Raw genomic sequence first — 16,493 nt, forward strand, 5'->3', positions numbered from 1 at the left:
GTGCCGTCGACGTCCGCCGATCGACCGGTCACCGACGCACCTGATAGCGCAGGTGAAGCACCCGGCTGCCCTGAACAACGACGTCCGGATCTTCCAGCAGGTGCTCCGACACGACGGAGCTGAAGTAGCGCTTGCCGGACCCGAGGAGCACGGGAGCGACATCCATGCGAACCTCGTCGACCAGACCTGCGGCGAGGACCTGTCCGCCGACGTCGCCGGCAGCGACCTCGACCGTACGGCCACCCGCGAGCTCCTGCGCCTTGGCCATCGCTGATTCGATGCCGTCGACGAAATGGAACGGTGCGTCAGGATCCCAGCCTTCGGGCGTCGGACGGTGCGTCACGACGACCACGTGGTCGACCCCGGACGGAGGCTTCCCGTCCCAACCGTCCGTGATGTCGAAGACATGGCGGCCGGCGATGGTCACCGCGATCTCATCCCAGTACGGCCGGACATGGTCGTAGGACGCCTGCGACACCTTCAGCACACCGCTGTCATCCAACGGCACGTCACCGCTGACCAACCACTCGAACAGTGGACCGGGATCGTCGTTCTCAGCCGCGATGAAGCCGTCCAACGAGACCGACGCATTCATGACTACTCTCCCCATGGGTTCCTCCTCTGTGTGGAGCCCAGTCTCGTGCGCCGTGCGAGGGTCGCTCTTGTAAGGAATCAATCGGCCGGCAGCGGCCAGCCCTCCAGCGCGTGGTCGGGATGCTCGCGGAGGAAGCGTTGCCGGACTTCGACATACCGGGTCGGCGTGAGCCCGGTGAACTCCCTGAACTCATGGACGAAGTGGGCCTGGTCGAAGTAGCCGGCGCGGGCGGCGACACCGCCCCAATCGATCGGTGCGGCCACGTCGAGCGCCAACACGGTGAACGTGAAGCGGTAGCTGCGCGCCAGCCGCTTCGGCGTGACCCCGATGACGTCCTTGAACCGCTTCGCCACGTACGTGCTGCTGGCGCGGGCCGCTACACCGAGGGCGCTGATCGGCACCGATCCGCCGGTATCCGCGATGGCAGTACTCAAGTGGCGTACGAGCTCCAAGCCATCGACCTCGCGCAGCCGCTTCATCAGTTCCTCTTCGAGCAGTGTCAGCATCTCGCCCGGTTCGTCCGTCGAGGTCAGCCGACGTCGCAGCTCAGCGCGAGCGGCCCGGCCCCAGATCTGCTCCACCGTCGCCGGTCGGTCACAGAGCTCGGCTGCGGGCATCGGCAGGAACGGCGCCAGCCCCCACGGCTTGAAGTGGACGCCGACGGACCGGGTCGGGGACGGATAACCGAACTCCCACGCGTGCGTGGGAGTGGTGACCGCACAGCCGTCGGCGTATGCCACGGCTGCTCCGTCGGTCGCCGTGCGGATGAGAAACGGCGCACCGAGGTTGACGATGAGCAACGGCGCTGGCGCCGCCGGCAGCAGCAGCCGGGTGTACGGGGGGGCGCCCTCCAGGTAGTAGAGGTCGTCGATCAGCCCGTCCAGCAGCGGACCGGGCAGCCTGGACACGTACTCCACGCACACAGTCTCGTCGAATACCGACGACCGCCGCGCGGAAACCTACCCGCCCTGTAGGTAGCCGTTCATGTGCCATAGTCAGCCTCGCCGAAGTGTTGTCCATTCGCGATCACGTCGCCGTCAGCTTCGGTCATGAGCCACGGAGCACCCGAGTCGCCGTCCTGACAAGCGCTGGTGGTCGTTTCTCGAAAGGGTCCGAGCCCGCCGTTTCCGTAGACTTGAGTTGAGAGAATAGTTCCGAGGTTTAGACCGCTTACGCTTTGTCCTGAGTTTCCGCCAACTAGATTGTCCGCGGGATCACATCCGGTTACGGACGCCCTTCCCGGCTCCCCATCCACGGCTGAATATCTCGACGCGACCGGCCCCCTCAAGACGCTCCAGGAGGGTCTTGGCTGGCCGCTACCAGGGGTTGTTGTCCTGCAGCAGGTCGAGCGGCTCGACGCCGAATTGGTCCACCAGTTTCGACACCGTGTCGCGGGTCAAGTGGTGCTCGCTGTTCGCCGCGTCACCGCCGACGGGCGCCTACCAGAAGCGTAGGCAGTTCTCGATGCAAGGAGGGCGGAACTGCCACCACTCTGCCGCGGAGCCGATGCACGGCACCCTTTCGGGGGCGTTGACGCCAGGTTCCGGCGGCGAATAGTTTCACGTACGTCATTTGGTTGCAGTTATTTCAGTTGAGACCACTTACTTCGTTTGGAGCCGACGATGCCCGACATCCTCCCGGATGACGTCCAAGCTCTGCGCGAAGCATTGGAAGAGTCACCCGACGACGTCACAGTCACACTGTCACTTTCGCGCCGGAGCGCGGAAAAGGTACTCGAGCTACTGGAAGCGGAGCACTCGACCGGCGCAGTGGTTGTCCCCGTGAAGGACCTTTTCACGACCACCGAAGCGGCGGCAATGCTCGGCATGTCCCGACCCACCCTGATGAAACTCGTCGACGCGGGCATCATCGAGCATGTCCGGGTCGGCAGTCACCATCGCATCCCGATGCGATCGATCGTCAAGTATCAACGCCAACGCCAAGCGGAACATGTCGAGACCGCCGCCGCGGTCGAGGAGTTCCGCAGCAACATCTCTTTCGGAGGCAATGAGTGAATCCCGGTGTGCAATTGCTCGACCCCGTCGAGTTCCTCCAGCCCAACCGTCGACTGTTCATCGATACCAACGTCTTCATGGACACTGATCCGCGTCGAACGGGTGGCCTGAAGCGCCTCTTCGAGCGCGGAAATCGGGCGATCCTCGCCAACAGCAACCCGATCATCGTGCCCACGAAGGTCATCGACGAACTCACGAAGCAGAGCCGGATCGACCCCACCGGTATGGCCCCGAAGCGAGCCGACGCCATCAAGAAGGCAGGAACCGCCCTCGCCTTTCTCGACAGCGCTAGCAGCGTCGGTCTCGTTCGAAAGGATCTCGGGAGCGACACCAATCCCTACGCCGATGACCTCTTCCTGCTCCTCTTCGAGCACTTCGCCGGCACCTACGAGATGTGCCTGCTCACCCATGACATCACGATCAAGCTGAGGATCCGCCTGCTGGCCCACCGTCTTTCGAAGCGACTCTTGGTTGGGGTGCTCACGAAGGATGGCGACCTCGAGGTCGAATCTGATCAGTCCTTGTTCGAACGTGGGTTGCGCAAGTACACCCGCCACGCGACCCACATCGCGGAAGGGATCGGCGATTCCAAGGACGAGTCGGAGGTTGCAACGCTGAAGCCGATCTTGGACGAGTTCCGCAAGGCGTTCAGATTGAAGGAACCAACGGTCCAACTCGGGACGCGCACCGCCAAGCCCGCAGCCTCAACACGTCCACCACACACAACACCGGCGCGGCCTGCCGCATTCGCAGCCGCGGTCGCTCTCAAGCCCCGCGACACACCTCTCGCGTTCTCAAGCCTTCCGAAGCAGGGCGAGCGTGTGACGCTGATGTCCGCCAACGGTGTCGGGTCGATCGCTCTCGGGTCGATGCTGGGCGAGGGCGGCGAGGGCACGGTCTACGAAGTCGACCGCGGCACGGTCGTGAAGATCTTCGACAAGGACCACCTCACCCGGCACCGCAAGGAGAAGATCGAACTTCTGGTGAGCCGGGACCTCAAGGGGCAGGGGATGTGCATCCCCTCCGCGGTGGTCACAAACGGTGCCGGCGAGTTCGTCGGCTACGCCATGCCCAAAGCATCCGGTCGCGAATTCCAGCGGACGATCTTCAACAAGCGCAAGTTCGAGAAGGAGTTCCCCGACTGGAAGAAGGTCGATCTCGTCGACATCTGCATCTCGTTCCTGACCCAGGTGCAGTACCTGCACTCGATGAACGTCGTGCTCGGCGACATCAACCCGAAGAACCTCATGGTGGACGACAAGAAGAACGTCTTCATCATCGACGCGGATTCCTGGCAGGTGGAGGGCTATCCGTGTCCGGTCGGCACGCCGATGTTCACCTCCCCACGGATGCTCGGCAAGACCTACTCCGACGATCTGCGAACCATGGAAGATGAGCTCTTCGCCGTCGCGACGATGCTCTTCATGATCGTGATGACCGGGCAATTCCCGTACATCCGGACGGGCACCGACGGCGACATGGTGCAACTGATCAAGGAAGGCAACTTCGCTTTCCAGTATGAGAACCGCAACAACAAGGACCAGCCCGACGGCGACTGGAAGTACATGTGGAGCCACATCCACAAGCCGGTAAAGGATCTCTTCTGGCACACCTTCCACCGGGAGGGCAAGCGGTACAACCGTCGGCCCACTGCGACGGAGTGGCTCGACGCCTTCCGCGCCTACAAGGCATACCTCGGTGACAAGCGGGCGAGCTTCGACCCGATGTCGAATGACGTGTACCCGATCAGGAACAAGGCGTTCAAGCCCGATACTCCAATCCAGGATTGCCCGAACTGCAAGCGTAAGAACGCGATCGCCGGCATCTGGATCGACGACACCGACAGCTACTCCATCCCGCGCCAGTGCAACAAGTGCCGGGAACAGCAGCAGGTGAAGGCAGCGCCCAGCCAGCCTGCAACTCCTCCGACCTTCGCCTGCAAGGACTGCAAGAAGGGCTTCCCGAAGGCCCAACTCTCCTACGGCCGCTGCCCGTCGTGCGCCGCGAAGGCGATGACGCTGGACCCGACCCGACTTTGCGCGGACTGCCGCAAGCCCTTCATTACCTACGACCACATCGGATGGTTCGGCAGTCGCGCTCTCGACGTGCCGAAGTCGCACCAAGCGATCAAGCAGGCGTGCCCTCCGACGACGCGAGCCACGTACCCTTCCCCAACCAACACTGCCGCCCCGCGCACGCGCCCCGCCGCTCAGACCGTCACCCAAACGCAGACCGGCTTCTGGGCAACGGTCAAGAAGTGGTTCACCGGCGCGTAATCGATCACCTCCCCCACGAAAGGACACACCATGGCAAGACTCAGCATCGGAGCCGACGACCTCGTCGACAACCCCACGCCTCGCGTGCCGGTATCGCTCTGCCTCGACACCAGTTCGTCGATGCAGGGCCCCCCGATTCAGGAACTCGTTCGCGGCGTCAGCCTCTTCTACGACGCGATCGACGAAGACGAGGACGCACACGACTCCGCCGAGATCAACATCGTGGAGTTCAACTCCACTGCTGGGCTCGTGCACGACTTCGCGAGCATCGAACGACTCCAGCGCATCTCCTCGCTCACGGCCAACGGGACCACGGCGATGGGTGCGGGCGTCAACCTGGCGTTGGACACCCTGGAGAACCGGAAAGCGACCTACTCAGCTAGTGGCGTGCTCTACTACCAGCCCTGGCTGGTACTCATGACGGACGGAGCGCCCACCGACAACATCGACCTCGCCGCGCGCAGGGTCACCGACCTGGTAAACGCGAAGAAGCTCACCGTGTTCCCGATCGGCATCGGTCCCGGCGCGGACATGCGGACGCTCGCACGCTTCAGCCCGAACCGTCCCCCGCTGCGGCTCGACAGGCTCAAGTTCAAGGAGTTCTTCGAGTGGCTTTCGAAGTCGGTCTCACGAGTCTCGCGGTCGACCCCCGGTGATGCGGTGAAACTCGACCTCGAAGGCCTCGCAGGCTGGGCGGAACTGTAGGTGTTCAAGGAGTTCCATTACCAGGTCAGGGGGCACGGGCACCTACGCGATGGCACCCCGGTCCAGGACCGGACCAAGTACCTCGCTCGAGGCGGTGTCCAAGTGCTGTGCCTTGCCGACGGGGCCGGCTCGGCGGCGCATTCCGAACTCGGCGCTCAGGCTGTCGTCGATGAGGGTTGCGCAGCACTGGTCGAACGTTTCGACGAGTTCGCTTCGAGGGACGACGGTGTGAAGGTCAAGCTCGAACTACTCGATCGGCTCGTGTCGAAGGTGACGAACGTGGCCGACCGGCACGGCCTCGAGGTTCGAGACCTGGCTTCGACGTTCCTCTGCCTGGCGATCTCCGGCGACCGGTTCCTCGGCGCTCATATCGGGGACGGCGTCGTCGGATACCTCAAGGATCAAAGCCTGAAAGTCATCTCTGCCCCCGACAACAGCGAGTTCGCGAACCAGACCACGTTCGTGACGTCCGGACAAGCGGCCGAATCCATGCGCCTCTTCCGCGGCTCCCTCACAGGGGTCACCGGGTTCATCCTCATGAGCGACGGCACAAGCGACAGCCTGTTCGACACACGCACCGGCCAACTGGCCGGCGCGTGCGCCAAGCTCATCAGCGCCGTCGGGACGGCACCGGCCCGCCAGAGCAAGAACTCGGAGTACCGCAAACGGCTCCGGCGAATCGTCGACATCACCATCCGCAACGCGACCAAGGACGACTGCTCGATCGGGATCCTCGCCCAGCATTCGCCTGCGGCTTCTCGCATCCCAGCCAACACTGATACTGGGCACCCACAGCATCCGGCTCGTCGTGAAAGGCGACAAGATGACCCCTGACTTGAGAGTTGCTTTCGACCCCACAACTGCGGGCCGATTGCTGGAACCCCTGGCGAGTCATCCGGACCAAGCTGTGCGTGAAGCAGTCGCCTCGAATCCGAACTGCCCAGCACGTGTTCTTCTCGGACTGGCACAGGACGATGAAGTCTCCGTTCGCCTGAAGGTGGCCGCGAATTCGGATACACCGCCGGGTCTTCTTCGCGCGCTTGCCACCGACTCCGACGAGTCGGTGCGATCTGCCGCCCTAGCGAACCCGAGTTGTCTTGCGGAGCTGTTATGGGAACAAGCCGAGGCGCTGGTTGGTCGCGATGGGGCCGGCCAACTCATGGACTCGGATGAGATATGCGCTGCCACCGAACAGGCGTATCGGGAGTACGAGGAATGGGCGCGCGACAACGAAGAGGAGGACTGGATCGAGGACGAGGACAAGGACGATTGGATCGAGGACGAGCACGAGGACGAAAGCGACCTGATCGTTGTGGATGTCACCTGGATCGAAGCGGATCGCATCACAGCGTCGCGCTCATCCACGCCATCGGTAGTCTTGGACGGCTTGTCCATACGGCGCCATCCGTCGGTCCGCTCCGCGGTTGCCGGGAACAGGAACTCATCGCCCGAAACGCTGAAACGGCTTGCAGCGGACTCCGACTCGGGCGTTCGAATGAAGGCGGCCACGAACCCGAGCACACCACTCGATACGCGGCACGGGCTTGCGACGGACCAAGATGAACGCGTCCGCGCCGCCCTCGCCCGCGATCCCAGGACGCCTGTGTCGCTGCTCGCCCGATTGGCCCTCGATATGGCCCCGGCGGTTCAGCAGATGGTCGCCGTCAACCCGAACACGGCTCGCTCCGACGTTGAGAAACTCACCCATTCAAGTGAACCAAACGTCCGACGAGCTGCGCTATCGGAGCGACGTAGACGGCTCCATCCGCTGCGACGCTCGCGGGCGACCCATGCAGGTCGCGCTGGCGTTCTTCGGCTCAATGGCGACGAGTTGGTATTCGAGTCCAACAACGACCATATTCGGCTGTGGCTTGGGAAGATCGTTTCACTTCAGACCAGACGAACCGGGTTCTTCCGCGGAAGCCTGCTCGTGAGGACGTCCTACCGACACCATGTGTTCGTCGTTCAGAGCCCCAATCGGTGGCAGCGCGCGATCGAACGAATCCGTCCTCACCGCTGAGAAATAGCGAGAAGGTCTCTCAAGCACACGCCCGGGACATCAGACCGACCGCCGCCCTACACCTGCACCATGTCCGCGAACCGCGAGAAGTGTCCGAGGAACGCAACCTCGATATCCCGCGTGGGCCCGTTGCGGTGCTTGGCGACGATGAGGTCGGCCTCGCCCTGGCGGGGGCTGTCGCGCTCGTAGACGCTCTCGCGGTGCAGCAGGATCACCATGTCGGCGTCCTGCTCGATCGAGCCCGACTCGCGCAGGTCGCTGAGCGCAGGGCGCTTGTCGGCGCGCTGCTCGGGGCCACGGTTCAGCTGCGACAGCGCGATCACGGGCACCTGCAGCTCTTTCGCGAGCAGCTTCAGCGCACGCGAGAACTCGGCGACCTCCTGCTGGCGGCTCTCGACCTTCTTGCCGCTCGTCATGAGCTGGAGGTAGTCGATGACGACCATCTTCAGGCCCACGCGCTGCTTGAGTCGGCGGCACTTCGCCCGGATCTCGACGAGCGTCATGTTGGGGGAGTCGTCGAGGTAGAGCGGCGCACTCGAGATGTTGCTGCGCACGCGCGCGATGGTGGTCCAGTCTTCGTTGTGCAGGTCGCCCTTGCGCACCTTCTGCAACGGCACGGATGCCTCGGCCGAGAGCAGGCGCATCGCGATCTCGGCCTTGCCCATCTCGAGTGAGAAGAAGATGGTCGGCAGCTGGTGGCCGATCGCGGCGGAGCGGGCGAAGTCGAGCGCGAGCGTCGACTTGCCCATCGCGGGGCGGGCGGCGACGATGATCATCTGCCCGGGGTGGAAACCGTTGGTCAGGTCGTCGAGGTCGCGGAAGCCGGTCGGCACGCCGACGGACCCGTCGCTGTGCTGCGCGGCCTCCATCTCTTCGACGGCCAGCCCGAGCGCCTCGTTGAGCGGCACGTAGTCTTCGCTCTCGACCGACCCGGTCACGCCGTAGATCTCGGCCTGCGCGTTGTTGACGAGCTCGGTCACCTCGCCCTCGCCGGCGTACCCCATCTGCACGATGCGGGTGCCGGCTTCGACGAGCCGGCGCAGCAGTGCGCGCTCGGCGACGATGTTGGCGTAGAACCCGGCGTTCGCCGCCGTCGGCACGAGGCTCGTGAGCGTGTGCAGGTACTCGACGCCGCCAGCGCGCTGGAGTTCGCCTGTCTTCGTGAGCTCGTCGGTGACGGCGATGACGTCGGTCGGCTCGCCATGCGAATAGAGCGAGAGGATCGCGTTGAAGATCGTCTCGTGCTTCGGCACGTAGAAGTCGACGCCGCGGATCGTCTCGATGACGTCGGCCACCGCGTCCTTCGAGAGCATCATGCCGCCGAGGGCGCTCTGTTCGGCGAGCAGGTCGTGCGGGGGAGTGCGTTCGCCTCGCCGCGGGTCGCCGTCGTCGTCGGGTTCGGCGATCCCGATGTGCGCGAGCGACAACTCCATGACCTCCGTTCGGCCCGCCGTTGCGGGCACGCGTTCGTACCTGTGGACAGTCGTATCATCGACCACCCACACGGGCCGGCGGCTCATTCCCCCAGGCCACCGATCGGGACGCTGCTTCACGATAGGGACGCACCCCCTACGGGCACAACCCAGCCTGTGGATAACTCTGTGAGCAACGTGGGCGAAACGCCGAAGATCATGTGTAATCCACCTGTGGAAAACTGTGGAATTTGTGTGAATTACACGAGTTGAATTCTGAGCTGATCAGGGAGAAAAAGAATCCACACCTGTGGGGGAAAACTTCTTCAGATCTCGTTTCCACATGCGAGTACACCTGTGTACAAAGCTGTCGAAAACTCACGGAACACTCTTGCGTTCACGTGTGCTGCGGGTGTACAAGTCGTGCACTCGGAGCATCCGCCCGAACACGCCGAAGCGGCGGCTCCCCGAAGGGAACCGCCGCTTCGTGCGAGTGCCGGCGCGCAGCGCGCACCGCGCGGGCGAACTACTTCGCCGCGACCACCTGGAGGGTGATCGTCGCGGTGACCTCGTCGCGCAGACGAACGGTCGCCTCGTGCTCGCCGACCGCCTTGATGGGGGTCGGGATCTCGATCTTGCGCTTGTCGAGCTCGCCGATGCCGGCCGCCGCGACCGCAGCCGCGACATCCGCCGTCTTCACCGAGCCGAACAGGCGGCCGCCGAGGCCGGCCTTGACGGTCAGCTTGACCTTGCCGTCCTCGAGCTTGGCCTTGAGGGCCTGTGCGTCCTCGAGCGAGTGCAGCTCGCGCGCAGCGCGCGCGGCCTTGATCTGCTCGACCTGCTTCTGGCCACCACGGGTCCACGGCGTCGCGAAGCCCTGCGGAACGAGGTAGTTGCGGGCGTACCCGTTCTTGACTTCGACCACATCGCCCGCGGCACCGAGGCCGGTGACCTCGTGCGTGAGAATAACCTTTGCCATCGTCCTACTCCTTAGCGGCCCGAGCCCGAGTAGGGCAGGAGCGCCATCTCACGCGCGTTCTTGACGGCGCGGGCGATGAGGCGCTGCTCCTGCACGGAGACACCGGTGATGCGACGGGCGCGGATCTTGCCGCGCTCCGAGATGAACTTCCGAAGGGTGGCGACATCCTTGTAGTCGATGACGCCGACCTTGACGGACTTCGCGGGGGCGGCGTTCTTCGCGCCCTTGCCACCGCGAGGCTTGCGGCGGTCGCCGCTGCTCTTTCCAGCCATGGTGATTTCCTGTCTGAGTAATTCGATTCAAGCGACGGATGTCTCGCTGCGAAGCATCCGGTCGCCGGCCGTCTGCGGCCTAGAAGGGCGTCTCGTCGCCGTAGTTGGTGCCGGGCGTGTTCCACACGTCGCCCCCGCCGCCCTGCTGGGCGGCCGGTGCGCTGGGAGCCCACGCGTCGTCGGACTGGCCGCCCCCGAAGGAGCCGCCGCCCGCACCGCGGTTCGACGGAGCGCGCGTGACGGAGGCCGTCGCGTACCGCAGGCTCGGACCGATCTCGTCGATCTCGAGCTCGATGACGGTGCGGCGCTGGCCGTCCTTGTCGTCGTACGAGCGCTGCTTGAGACGACCGGTAGCGATGACCCGCGAACCCTTGGTGAGCGAACCCGCCACGTGCTCGGCGAACTCACGCCAGCAGCTCGCGCGGAGGAACAGCGCCTCGCCGTCCTTCCACTCGTTCGCCTGACGGTCGAACGTGCGGGGAGTGGACGCGATGGTGAAGTTCGCGACCGCCAGCCCGTTCTGCGTGTAGCGCAGCTCGGGATCGGCGGTGAGGTTGCCCACCACGGTGATGATGGTCTCGCCGGCCATGAGGACTAGGCGTCCTTCTTGACGGGGGCCTTGGCCGCAGCGGCGGCCTTCTTCGCGGCGCGGGCCTCTTCGGCCTGCTTCGCGGCGGCGACCTGGGCGATCGCCTCCTCGGCACGCAGGACCTTGGTGCGCATGACGGCCTCGCTGAGGTTCAGCTGGCGGTCGAGCTCCTTGGTCGTCGCGGGCTCGGCGGTGAAGTCGACGACGGCGTAGATGCCCTCGGCCTTCTTCTTGATCTCGTACGCCAGACGACGGCGTCCCCAGATGTCGACCTTGTCGACGGTGCCACCGTCGTTGCGGATGACGTTCAGGAACTTGTCGAGGCTGGGAGCAACGGTGCGCTCGTCGATCTCGGGATCGAGGATGACCATCAGCTCGTACTGGTGCATGACGTACCCACCTCCTTCGGACTCAGCGGCCCCCGAGCGTGTCTCGGGAGCAGGAGGGTGTTCATACTGTGCGTCGTGGAGGCCGCGACTGCGGCACACGGGCAACCTGTCAAGTGTAACGGATGCCCCGGCCAGCCGCCATTCGACGCGGGATGCCTGTCCGGTTTATGAGAATTCCTCATTGCAGATGCGCGCCGAGGAGCGTACCCTCCGATTCATGCCGGTGACCGCGCTGTACGCGCTGGAGCGCCGAATCGACGTCTATGCCGCGGTGGATGTGGACCCGTCGAGCGATCGCTTCCGCACGGCCCGCCTCGCCTCCTACGACGACGGCGACACCTGGGCGCCCCTCTGGGTCGAGAACGAGGTCGGCGTCTTCCGGTCGTCGGTCGCGGGCGCCATGACCGGCGACAGCCTCGACACGTTCCTCGTCGGGCGGGGGATGGACAACGGGATCTACTTGGGCCGGCTCGCCGAGTACTTCGATGTGCGAACGGCCGGCTGGGGGCGGATCGGCAGCGGGGTCTTCGAGGGCAGGCCGGCGATCTGCGTGCACGGAACCTCCACGACCCGGTGGACCGATCAGGGCGGACAGGCGACGAGCTACGCCGGTGTGGGAGTGCGGGTCTTCGGCCGCGGCACCGATGATCGCTTCTGGTGGGCCTCGTCGTCGAACGGTGCCGACTCGTGGGACATGGCGTGGGACGCCATCGGATCGGGCACGTTCTCATCGTCACCCGCGGCGACGACCTCGGCCGACGGATCACTGGTCGCCGTCTTCGGGCGCGGCCGCGACGACCGGATGTGGTGGGCGTTCTCGCACAATGGGGCCTCATCGTGGGACATGGCGTGGGACGCGATCGGATCGGGCACCTTCACGTCCGCACCGGCCGCGTGCTGCTCGGCCGACGGGCGGCGCATCCACGTGTTCGGCCGCGGCGGGGACAACCGCATCTGGTGGGCGACGACCTCCCGCGGCACGGACGGGTGGGACATGGCATGGGAGCCGATCGGCGAGGGCGTGTTCACCGCCCAGCCCGCCGCCTGCTGCTCGTGGGACGGCCGAGTCATCCACGTCTTCGGACGCGGCACCGACAACCGCATCTGGCAGGCGCGCTCGAACGACTTCGGCGCGAGCTGGAATGTCGCCTGGCGCAAGATCAGCGACCGCTGCTTCGTCGACACCGACCTCTGACACGACGCCCGGGAGTCAACGCATGGGCAGCAAGCAAGACCATCTCGACCAGTTGGTCGACGAGGTGCTCGCCGGGCACGGCATTCCCAATCTCGCCGCCGTGATGGTGCACGACGACGGACAGGTCGTGATCTCGTCCGTGGCCGGCGTCAAGGATACGAGCGCACCCCCGTCGCCGGCGAACACCGTGACGGCCGGCGACTACTTCAACGTCGGCTCGGTCTCGAAGCCGCTCACGGGTTTCCTCATCGCCTGTCTCATCAAGCAGGGGCTGCTGCACTGGGACACGAGGATCGTCGACGTGTTCCCCGAGTTCGCCGACCCCGCCTTCCGCGCGCGGTGCGGCATGAACGACACCTTCCTCGAGATCACCGTCGCGCAGCTGATGTCCCACACCTCGGGAATGAACGGGTGGTACTACCTCGCGCCGAACGACTCGACCGGGCGGATCCGGGACACCGACCCCTTCCGATTCATCCAGGATCAGGGGATCCAGTTCGCCGACAACCCCCGAAGCCCCGAGTGGCAGACGTTCGGCGCCCTGATCTACCAGCGCTACCTCTACACGATCCTGAACCTGAAGAAGGAGCGCTTCCACTACGGCGCGGCGCAGAGCTTCCACTACGACACCAAGTTCCTCAGCGGCTACGGCAGCACCGCGACGACGTGCGCGTCGATGGTCGAGCGTCTCAGCGGCAAGCCGTTCGAGCAGCTGTTCGACGAGCTGCTGCCCGTGCACGACGTCGACATGCGGTACGGACCGCTTCCGGGAGCCATGCAGTTCCACACGTTCGACCTGCCGACGTCCGCCTACCGGCCGCTCCCGCACTACAACAACGATTTCTCCCATTGGCTCAGCAAGTTCGTGGTCGGCGGCATCCACCTGTCGGTCGGCGGTATGGCGGCCTTCATCCGCCACAACCTCCGAGCGGTCGACAGCTCGGCCGTGTTCGACGTCGCGGCCTACCAGACGAAGGTGACGGATGCCACGCAGGGTGGGTTGTACGGCGGAGGGGGCACCGGCCCGGGCGCACCCGCGCTGAACCACTCGGGTGCCACCGAGGGCAGTATCGCGGTCGTCTACATCCACGCGCACGACGGGTACGGGTACGCAGTGATGCAGAACAACGCCGGCGGGCCGTCGGGTGACGCGCAACTGGCGATGGTGAAGCACCTCCGCAAGATGCACGACGACTGGGCCACCATCTGACCCACTCCCGCTCAGCTCTCCCGCGCGACCGCTGAGTGTTTCCGTTCGCGCACCCGGTTCCTCGGAGAGTGGAAACCTCCTGCACGAACGGAAACGCTCGGCGCGATGCGATGCGGCGCGATGCGGCGCGATGCGGCGCGATGCGGCGCGGCGATGGGCAGACACGGTCACGCGATGGGGCGCAGGCCCGCGTCCATGAGTTCGCGGCGCAGCAATTCGGGTCGCATCGCAATCGGCCAGTCCCATCGCGCGCCGAACGGCCGGCGCTTCCTGATGCGGTTCTCTCGCGCCTTCTCCTCCGCCACGATCTCTGCGATCGAGCGCCCATCGGTGAACTCGGCCTTGATGTACTTGCCGAATCCGTCGAACTCGCCGAAGGCGCCGTGGTCGGGCCAGTCGAAGTCCGTGACATCCTTGCCCCCGCCGTCGCGCGGGAACGCGACCTGCAGGTCCGGCGCGGGAAAGCGCAGCAGGTGCATGTTCGCGCGGCTGATGGATTCGCCCGGCGATCCTGAACGCAGGTCAGCGAACCCGATCGACGCGCGAGCCGGTCGGACGCCCCGCGCCCTGCCGAGTTCGGCGACCGCCTCGAGCAGGCGTTCCTGGTGGACGACGATCACCCCGAGTCCGTCGGGCGACCGTCGCGGGCGGATGCCGTGGTCGATCGCGGCGACGGCCGACGCGAACGGCAGCGTGCGCGCGAGGTCGACGAGCGTTCGTTCGTACGACGTGACGAGCATCCCGCCGATCTCGATCACGTCGTCGGATCCGAGCGCATCGTGATGCCACACGATGCCGTTCTTCGTCCGCGCAACAGATCGGCCGGCCGTGTGAAGGTGCACCCGATCCAAGTGCGGACCCACCACCGGGATTCCCCAGATCACGGCCGCGGAGACATGGGAGTACACCGGCTCGACCTGTCGCGTGGCCGCCACAGCAGTGAGCATCATCCGATGGCGCTGCTCGCGCTTCGCCTGCTCCCACGCCTGGGTGGCCACGTACACGCCACGGCGCAATCGGTGGAGGGTTCCGGGCGGCTCCGATCGCAGATCCGCACCGATCGACCGCAGGTCCGCCGCCCTGATCAGCGGCTCGGGTTCGGGGAAGGTCATCCCGACATGCTCCCGGCCGGCGGGTCGGGAGCGGAACGCGCGGCCCGGACCTGTGCGAACCGCATGCGCGATCACGCCCGGTGGAGGAGGAGTCCCGACCGGGCACCCATCGGATGCCACGCCGGGTGTTTCCCCTCCGACGCGGTGTTTCCACTCGAAGGGAAACCTCGCGCGCGAACGGAAACACTCGCGAGAGGGAGAGGGAGAGGGAGAGGGAGAGGGAGAGGGAGAGGGAGAGGAGAGGGGAGAGGGCTACGCGCCGCGCTGCGCCCACCACGCGAGGAGTCGCTCGCGCGCGGCATCCTCGCCGATCGGGCCCTCGTCGAGCCGCAGCTCCAGCAGGAACCGGTACGCCTCGCCGACGACCGGCCCGGGGGAGATGCCGAGCAGCGCCATGATCTGGGCGCCGTCGAGCTCGGGCCGCACCGCGGCCAGCTCCTCCTGCGACGCGAGCTCCGCGATGCGGTGTTCGAGATCGTCGTACGCGAACGACAGCATGTCGGCCTTGCGGCGGTTGCGCGTCGTCACATCGGCGCGCGAGAGGATGTGCAGCCGCTCGAGCTGGTCGACCGAACCCGCGTCCCGCACGTAGCGGCGCACGGCCGAGTCGCTCCACGCGCCATCCGTGTAGCCGAAGAACCGCAGGTGCAGCTCGATGAGCCGTGCGACCGCGTCGACGGTGTCGTTGTCGAACCGCAGCGCGCGCAGCCGCTTGCGCGCGAGCTTCGCGCCGACCGCATCGTGGTGGTGGAACGTGACCGCGCCGCCCGCCTCGAACCGCCGGGTGCGCGGCTTGCCGATGTCGTGCAGCAGCGCGGCGAGCCGCACCACGAGATCGGGCGAGGCGAGCACCCCGCGCGACACCTCGTAGTCGATCGCCTGCTCGAGCACGGTGAGGCTGTGCTCGTAGACGTCCTTGTGGCGGTGGTGCTCGTCGCGTTCGAGGCGCAGCGCGGGCAGTTCGGGCAGCACGCGATCGGCGATCCCCGAGTCCACGAGCAGCCGGATGCCGCGCACCGGCGACGCCGTCGACAGCAGCTTCGCGAGCTCGTCGCGCACGCGCTCGGCGGAGATCCGCTCGATCTCGGGTGCGAGGGCGGTCATCGCCTCAACCGCTTCGGATGCCACGGAGAACCCGAGCTGGGACGCGAACCGGGCTGCGCGCATCATGCGCAGCGGGTCGTCGCCGAACGACACCTCGGGCGCCGACGGCGTGCGCAGCACCCCCGCGATGAGGTCCTCCACTCCGCCGGACGGGTCGACGAGCTCGAGTCTCGGCAGCCGCAGCGCGAGCGCGTTCACCGTGAAGTCGCGGCGCACGAGGTCGCCCTCGATCGAGTCGCCGAACACCACCTCGGGCTTGCGCGATGCACCGTCGTACGTGTCGGCACGGTACGTGGTGATCTCGACGGTTTCACCGGCGACCTTCGCGCCGATGGTGCCGAACTGCCGGCCGATGTCCCAGTGCGCCTCGGCGATCGGCTTGACGATCGCGAGGATCTCGTCGGGCGTGGCATCCGTCGTGAAATCGAGGTCGTTCGTCGCCCGCCCGAGGAAGGCGTCGCGAACCGGTCCGCCGACGAGGGCGAGTTCGTGCCCGGCCGCCTCGAAGGCGGCGGCGAGGGTCGCCACGGTCGGCGAAGCCGCGAGCTCCGAGAGCCGGTCGAGCGCGGCCGCCACGTGGTGCATCCTCCCATCGTATTCGCTGCGCTCGGGCGGGCACC

At 65.9% G+C, this 16,493-nt stretch carries 16 protein-coding genes; 7 read left to right on the forward strand and 9 right to left on the reverse strand.

Features of this window, described 5'->3' with window-relative positions:
- Window positions 1–28: 28 nt before the first annotated feature.
- Entirely contained in the window at window positions 29–610 is a 582-nt protein-coding gene (locus MTO99_RS14455; protein ID WP_243554334.1) for a dihydrofolate reductase family protein, read from the reverse strand.
- A gap of 62 nt (window positions 611–672) precedes the next feature.
- A complete protein-coding gene (locus tag MTO99_RS14460; RefSeq protein WP_243554335.1) occupies window positions 673–1,512 on the reverse strand; it encodes a helix-turn-helix domain-containing protein in 840 nt (279 codons plus the stop codon).
- Between the two features lie 705 nt (window positions 1,513–2,217).
- Here MTO99_RS14460 and MTO99_RS14465 point away from each other — a divergent pair.
- The 5 genes from MTO99_RS14465 to MTO99_RS14485 are packed head-to-tail and all read left to right on the forward strand — an operon-like array spanning window position 2,218 to window position 7,611.
- Complete coding sequence (locus MTO99_RS14465; RefSeq protein ID WP_243554336.1) at window positions 2,218–2,610, forward strand: helix-turn-helix domain-containing protein; 393 nt, start codon at window positions 2,218–2,220, stop codon at window positions 2,608–2,610.
- 8 nt (window positions 2,611–2,618) lie between these two features.
- Entirely contained in the window at window positions 2,619–4,886 is a 2,268-nt protein-coding gene (locus tag MTO99_RS14470; protein WP_243554337.1) for a protein kinase domain-containing protein, read from the forward strand.
- A gap of 30 nt (window positions 4,887–4,916) precedes the next feature.
- On the forward strand, window positions 4,917–5,591 hold the full coding sequence (locus tag MTO99_RS14475; protein WP_243554338.1) for a vWA domain-containing protein: 675 nt from the start codon (window positions 4,917–4,919) through the stop codon (window positions 5,589–5,591).
- Window positions 5,592–6,425 (forward strand): PP2C family serine/threonine-protein phosphatase, encoded by an 834-nt coding sequence (locus MTO99_RS14480; protein ID WP_243554339.1) that lies wholly within the window; start codon window positions 5,592–5,594, stop codon window positions 6,423–6,425. It abuts the gene before it with no gap.
- Entirely contained in the window at window positions 6,415–7,611 is a 1,197-nt protein-coding gene (locus MTO99_RS14485; RefSeq protein ID WP_243554340.1) for a hypothetical protein, read from the forward strand. The genes MTO99_RS14480 and MTO99_RS14485 overlap by 11 nt, the downstream gene beginning before the upstream one ends.
- Before the next feature lie 56 nt (window positions 7,612–7,667).
- On the opposite strand, the gene dnaB is transcribed toward MTO99_RS14485, so the two are convergent.
- The 5 genes from dnaB to rpsF all read right to left on the reverse strand — a co-directional run bounded on the left by dnaB (window position 7,668) and on the right by rpsF (window position 11,252).
- Window positions 7,668–9,038, reverse strand: coding sequence for a replicative DNA helicase (gene dnaB / locus MTO99_RS14490; RefSeq protein WP_243559118.1), 1,371 nt, complete (start codon window positions 9,036–9,038; stop codon window positions 7,668–7,670).
- 511 nt (window positions 9,039–9,549) lie between these two features.
- Window positions 9,550–10,002, reverse strand: a complete 453-nt coding sequence (gene rplI / locus MTO99_RS14495; protein WP_243554341.1) for a 50S ribosomal protein L9 — start codon at window positions 10,000–10,002, stop codon at window positions 9,550–9,552.
- Window positions 10,003–10,013: 11 nt separating this feature from the next.
- Window positions 10,014–10,274: a 30S ribosomal protein S18 gene (rpsR, locus tag MTO99_RS14500; RefSeq protein ID WP_067947514.1), complete on the reverse strand. Its 261-nt coding sequence runs from the start codon at window positions 10,272–10,274 to the stop codon at window positions 10,014–10,016.
- 79 nt (window positions 10,275–10,353) lie between these two features.
- The gene (locus tag MTO99_RS14505) at window positions 10,354–10,863 is read right to left on the reverse strand and encodes a single-stranded DNA-binding protein (RefSeq protein ID WP_243554342.1); all 510 of its coding nucleotides are present in this window, start codon (window positions 10,861–10,863) and stop codon (window positions 10,354–10,356) included.
- A 5-nt stretch (window positions 10,864–10,868) separates the two neighbouring features.
- A complete protein-coding gene (gene rpsF, locus MTO99_RS14510) occupies window positions 10,869–11,252 on the reverse strand; it encodes a 30S ribosomal protein S6 (RefSeq protein ID WP_149160555.1) in 384 nt (127 codons plus the stop codon).
- A 217-nt stretch (window positions 11,253–11,469) separates the two neighbouring features.
- Between rpsF and MTO99_RS14515 the strand changes: the two genes are divergently transcribed.
- Window positions 11,470–12,447, forward strand: coding sequence for a PLL family lectin (locus tag MTO99_RS14515; RefSeq protein WP_243554343.1), 978 nt, complete (start codon window positions 11,470–11,472; stop codon window positions 12,445–12,447).
- 22 nt (window positions 12,448–12,469) lie between these two features.
- Entirely contained in the window at window positions 12,470–13,657 is a 1,188-nt protein-coding gene (locus MTO99_RS14520; protein WP_243554344.1) for a serine hydrolase domain-containing protein, read from the forward strand.
- Between the two features lie 167 nt (window positions 13,658–13,824).
- On the opposite strand, the gene MTO99_RS14525 is transcribed toward MTO99_RS14520, so the two are convergent.
- Together MTO99_RS14525 and MTO99_RS14530 are read right to left on the reverse strand one after the other, a co-directional pair.
- On the reverse strand, window positions 13,825–14,769 hold the full coding sequence (locus tag MTO99_RS14525) for a hypothetical protein (protein ID WP_243554345.1): 945 nt from the start codon (window positions 14,767–14,769) through the stop codon (window positions 13,825–13,827).
- 252 nt (window positions 14,770–15,021) lie between these two features.
- The gene (locus tag MTO99_RS14530; RefSeq protein WP_243554346.1) at window positions 15,022–16,458 is read right to left on the reverse strand and encodes a CCA tRNA nucleotidyltransferase; all 1,437 of its coding nucleotides are present in this window, start codon (window positions 16,456–16,458) and stop codon (window positions 15,022–15,024) included.
- Between the last annotated feature and the right edge of the window lie 35 nt (window positions 16,459–16,493).

It is taken from the genome of Agromyces larvae, from assembly GCF_022811705.1.
GTDB lineage: Bacteria > Actinomycetota > Actinomycetes > Actinomycetales > Microbacteriaceae > Agromyces > Agromyces larvae.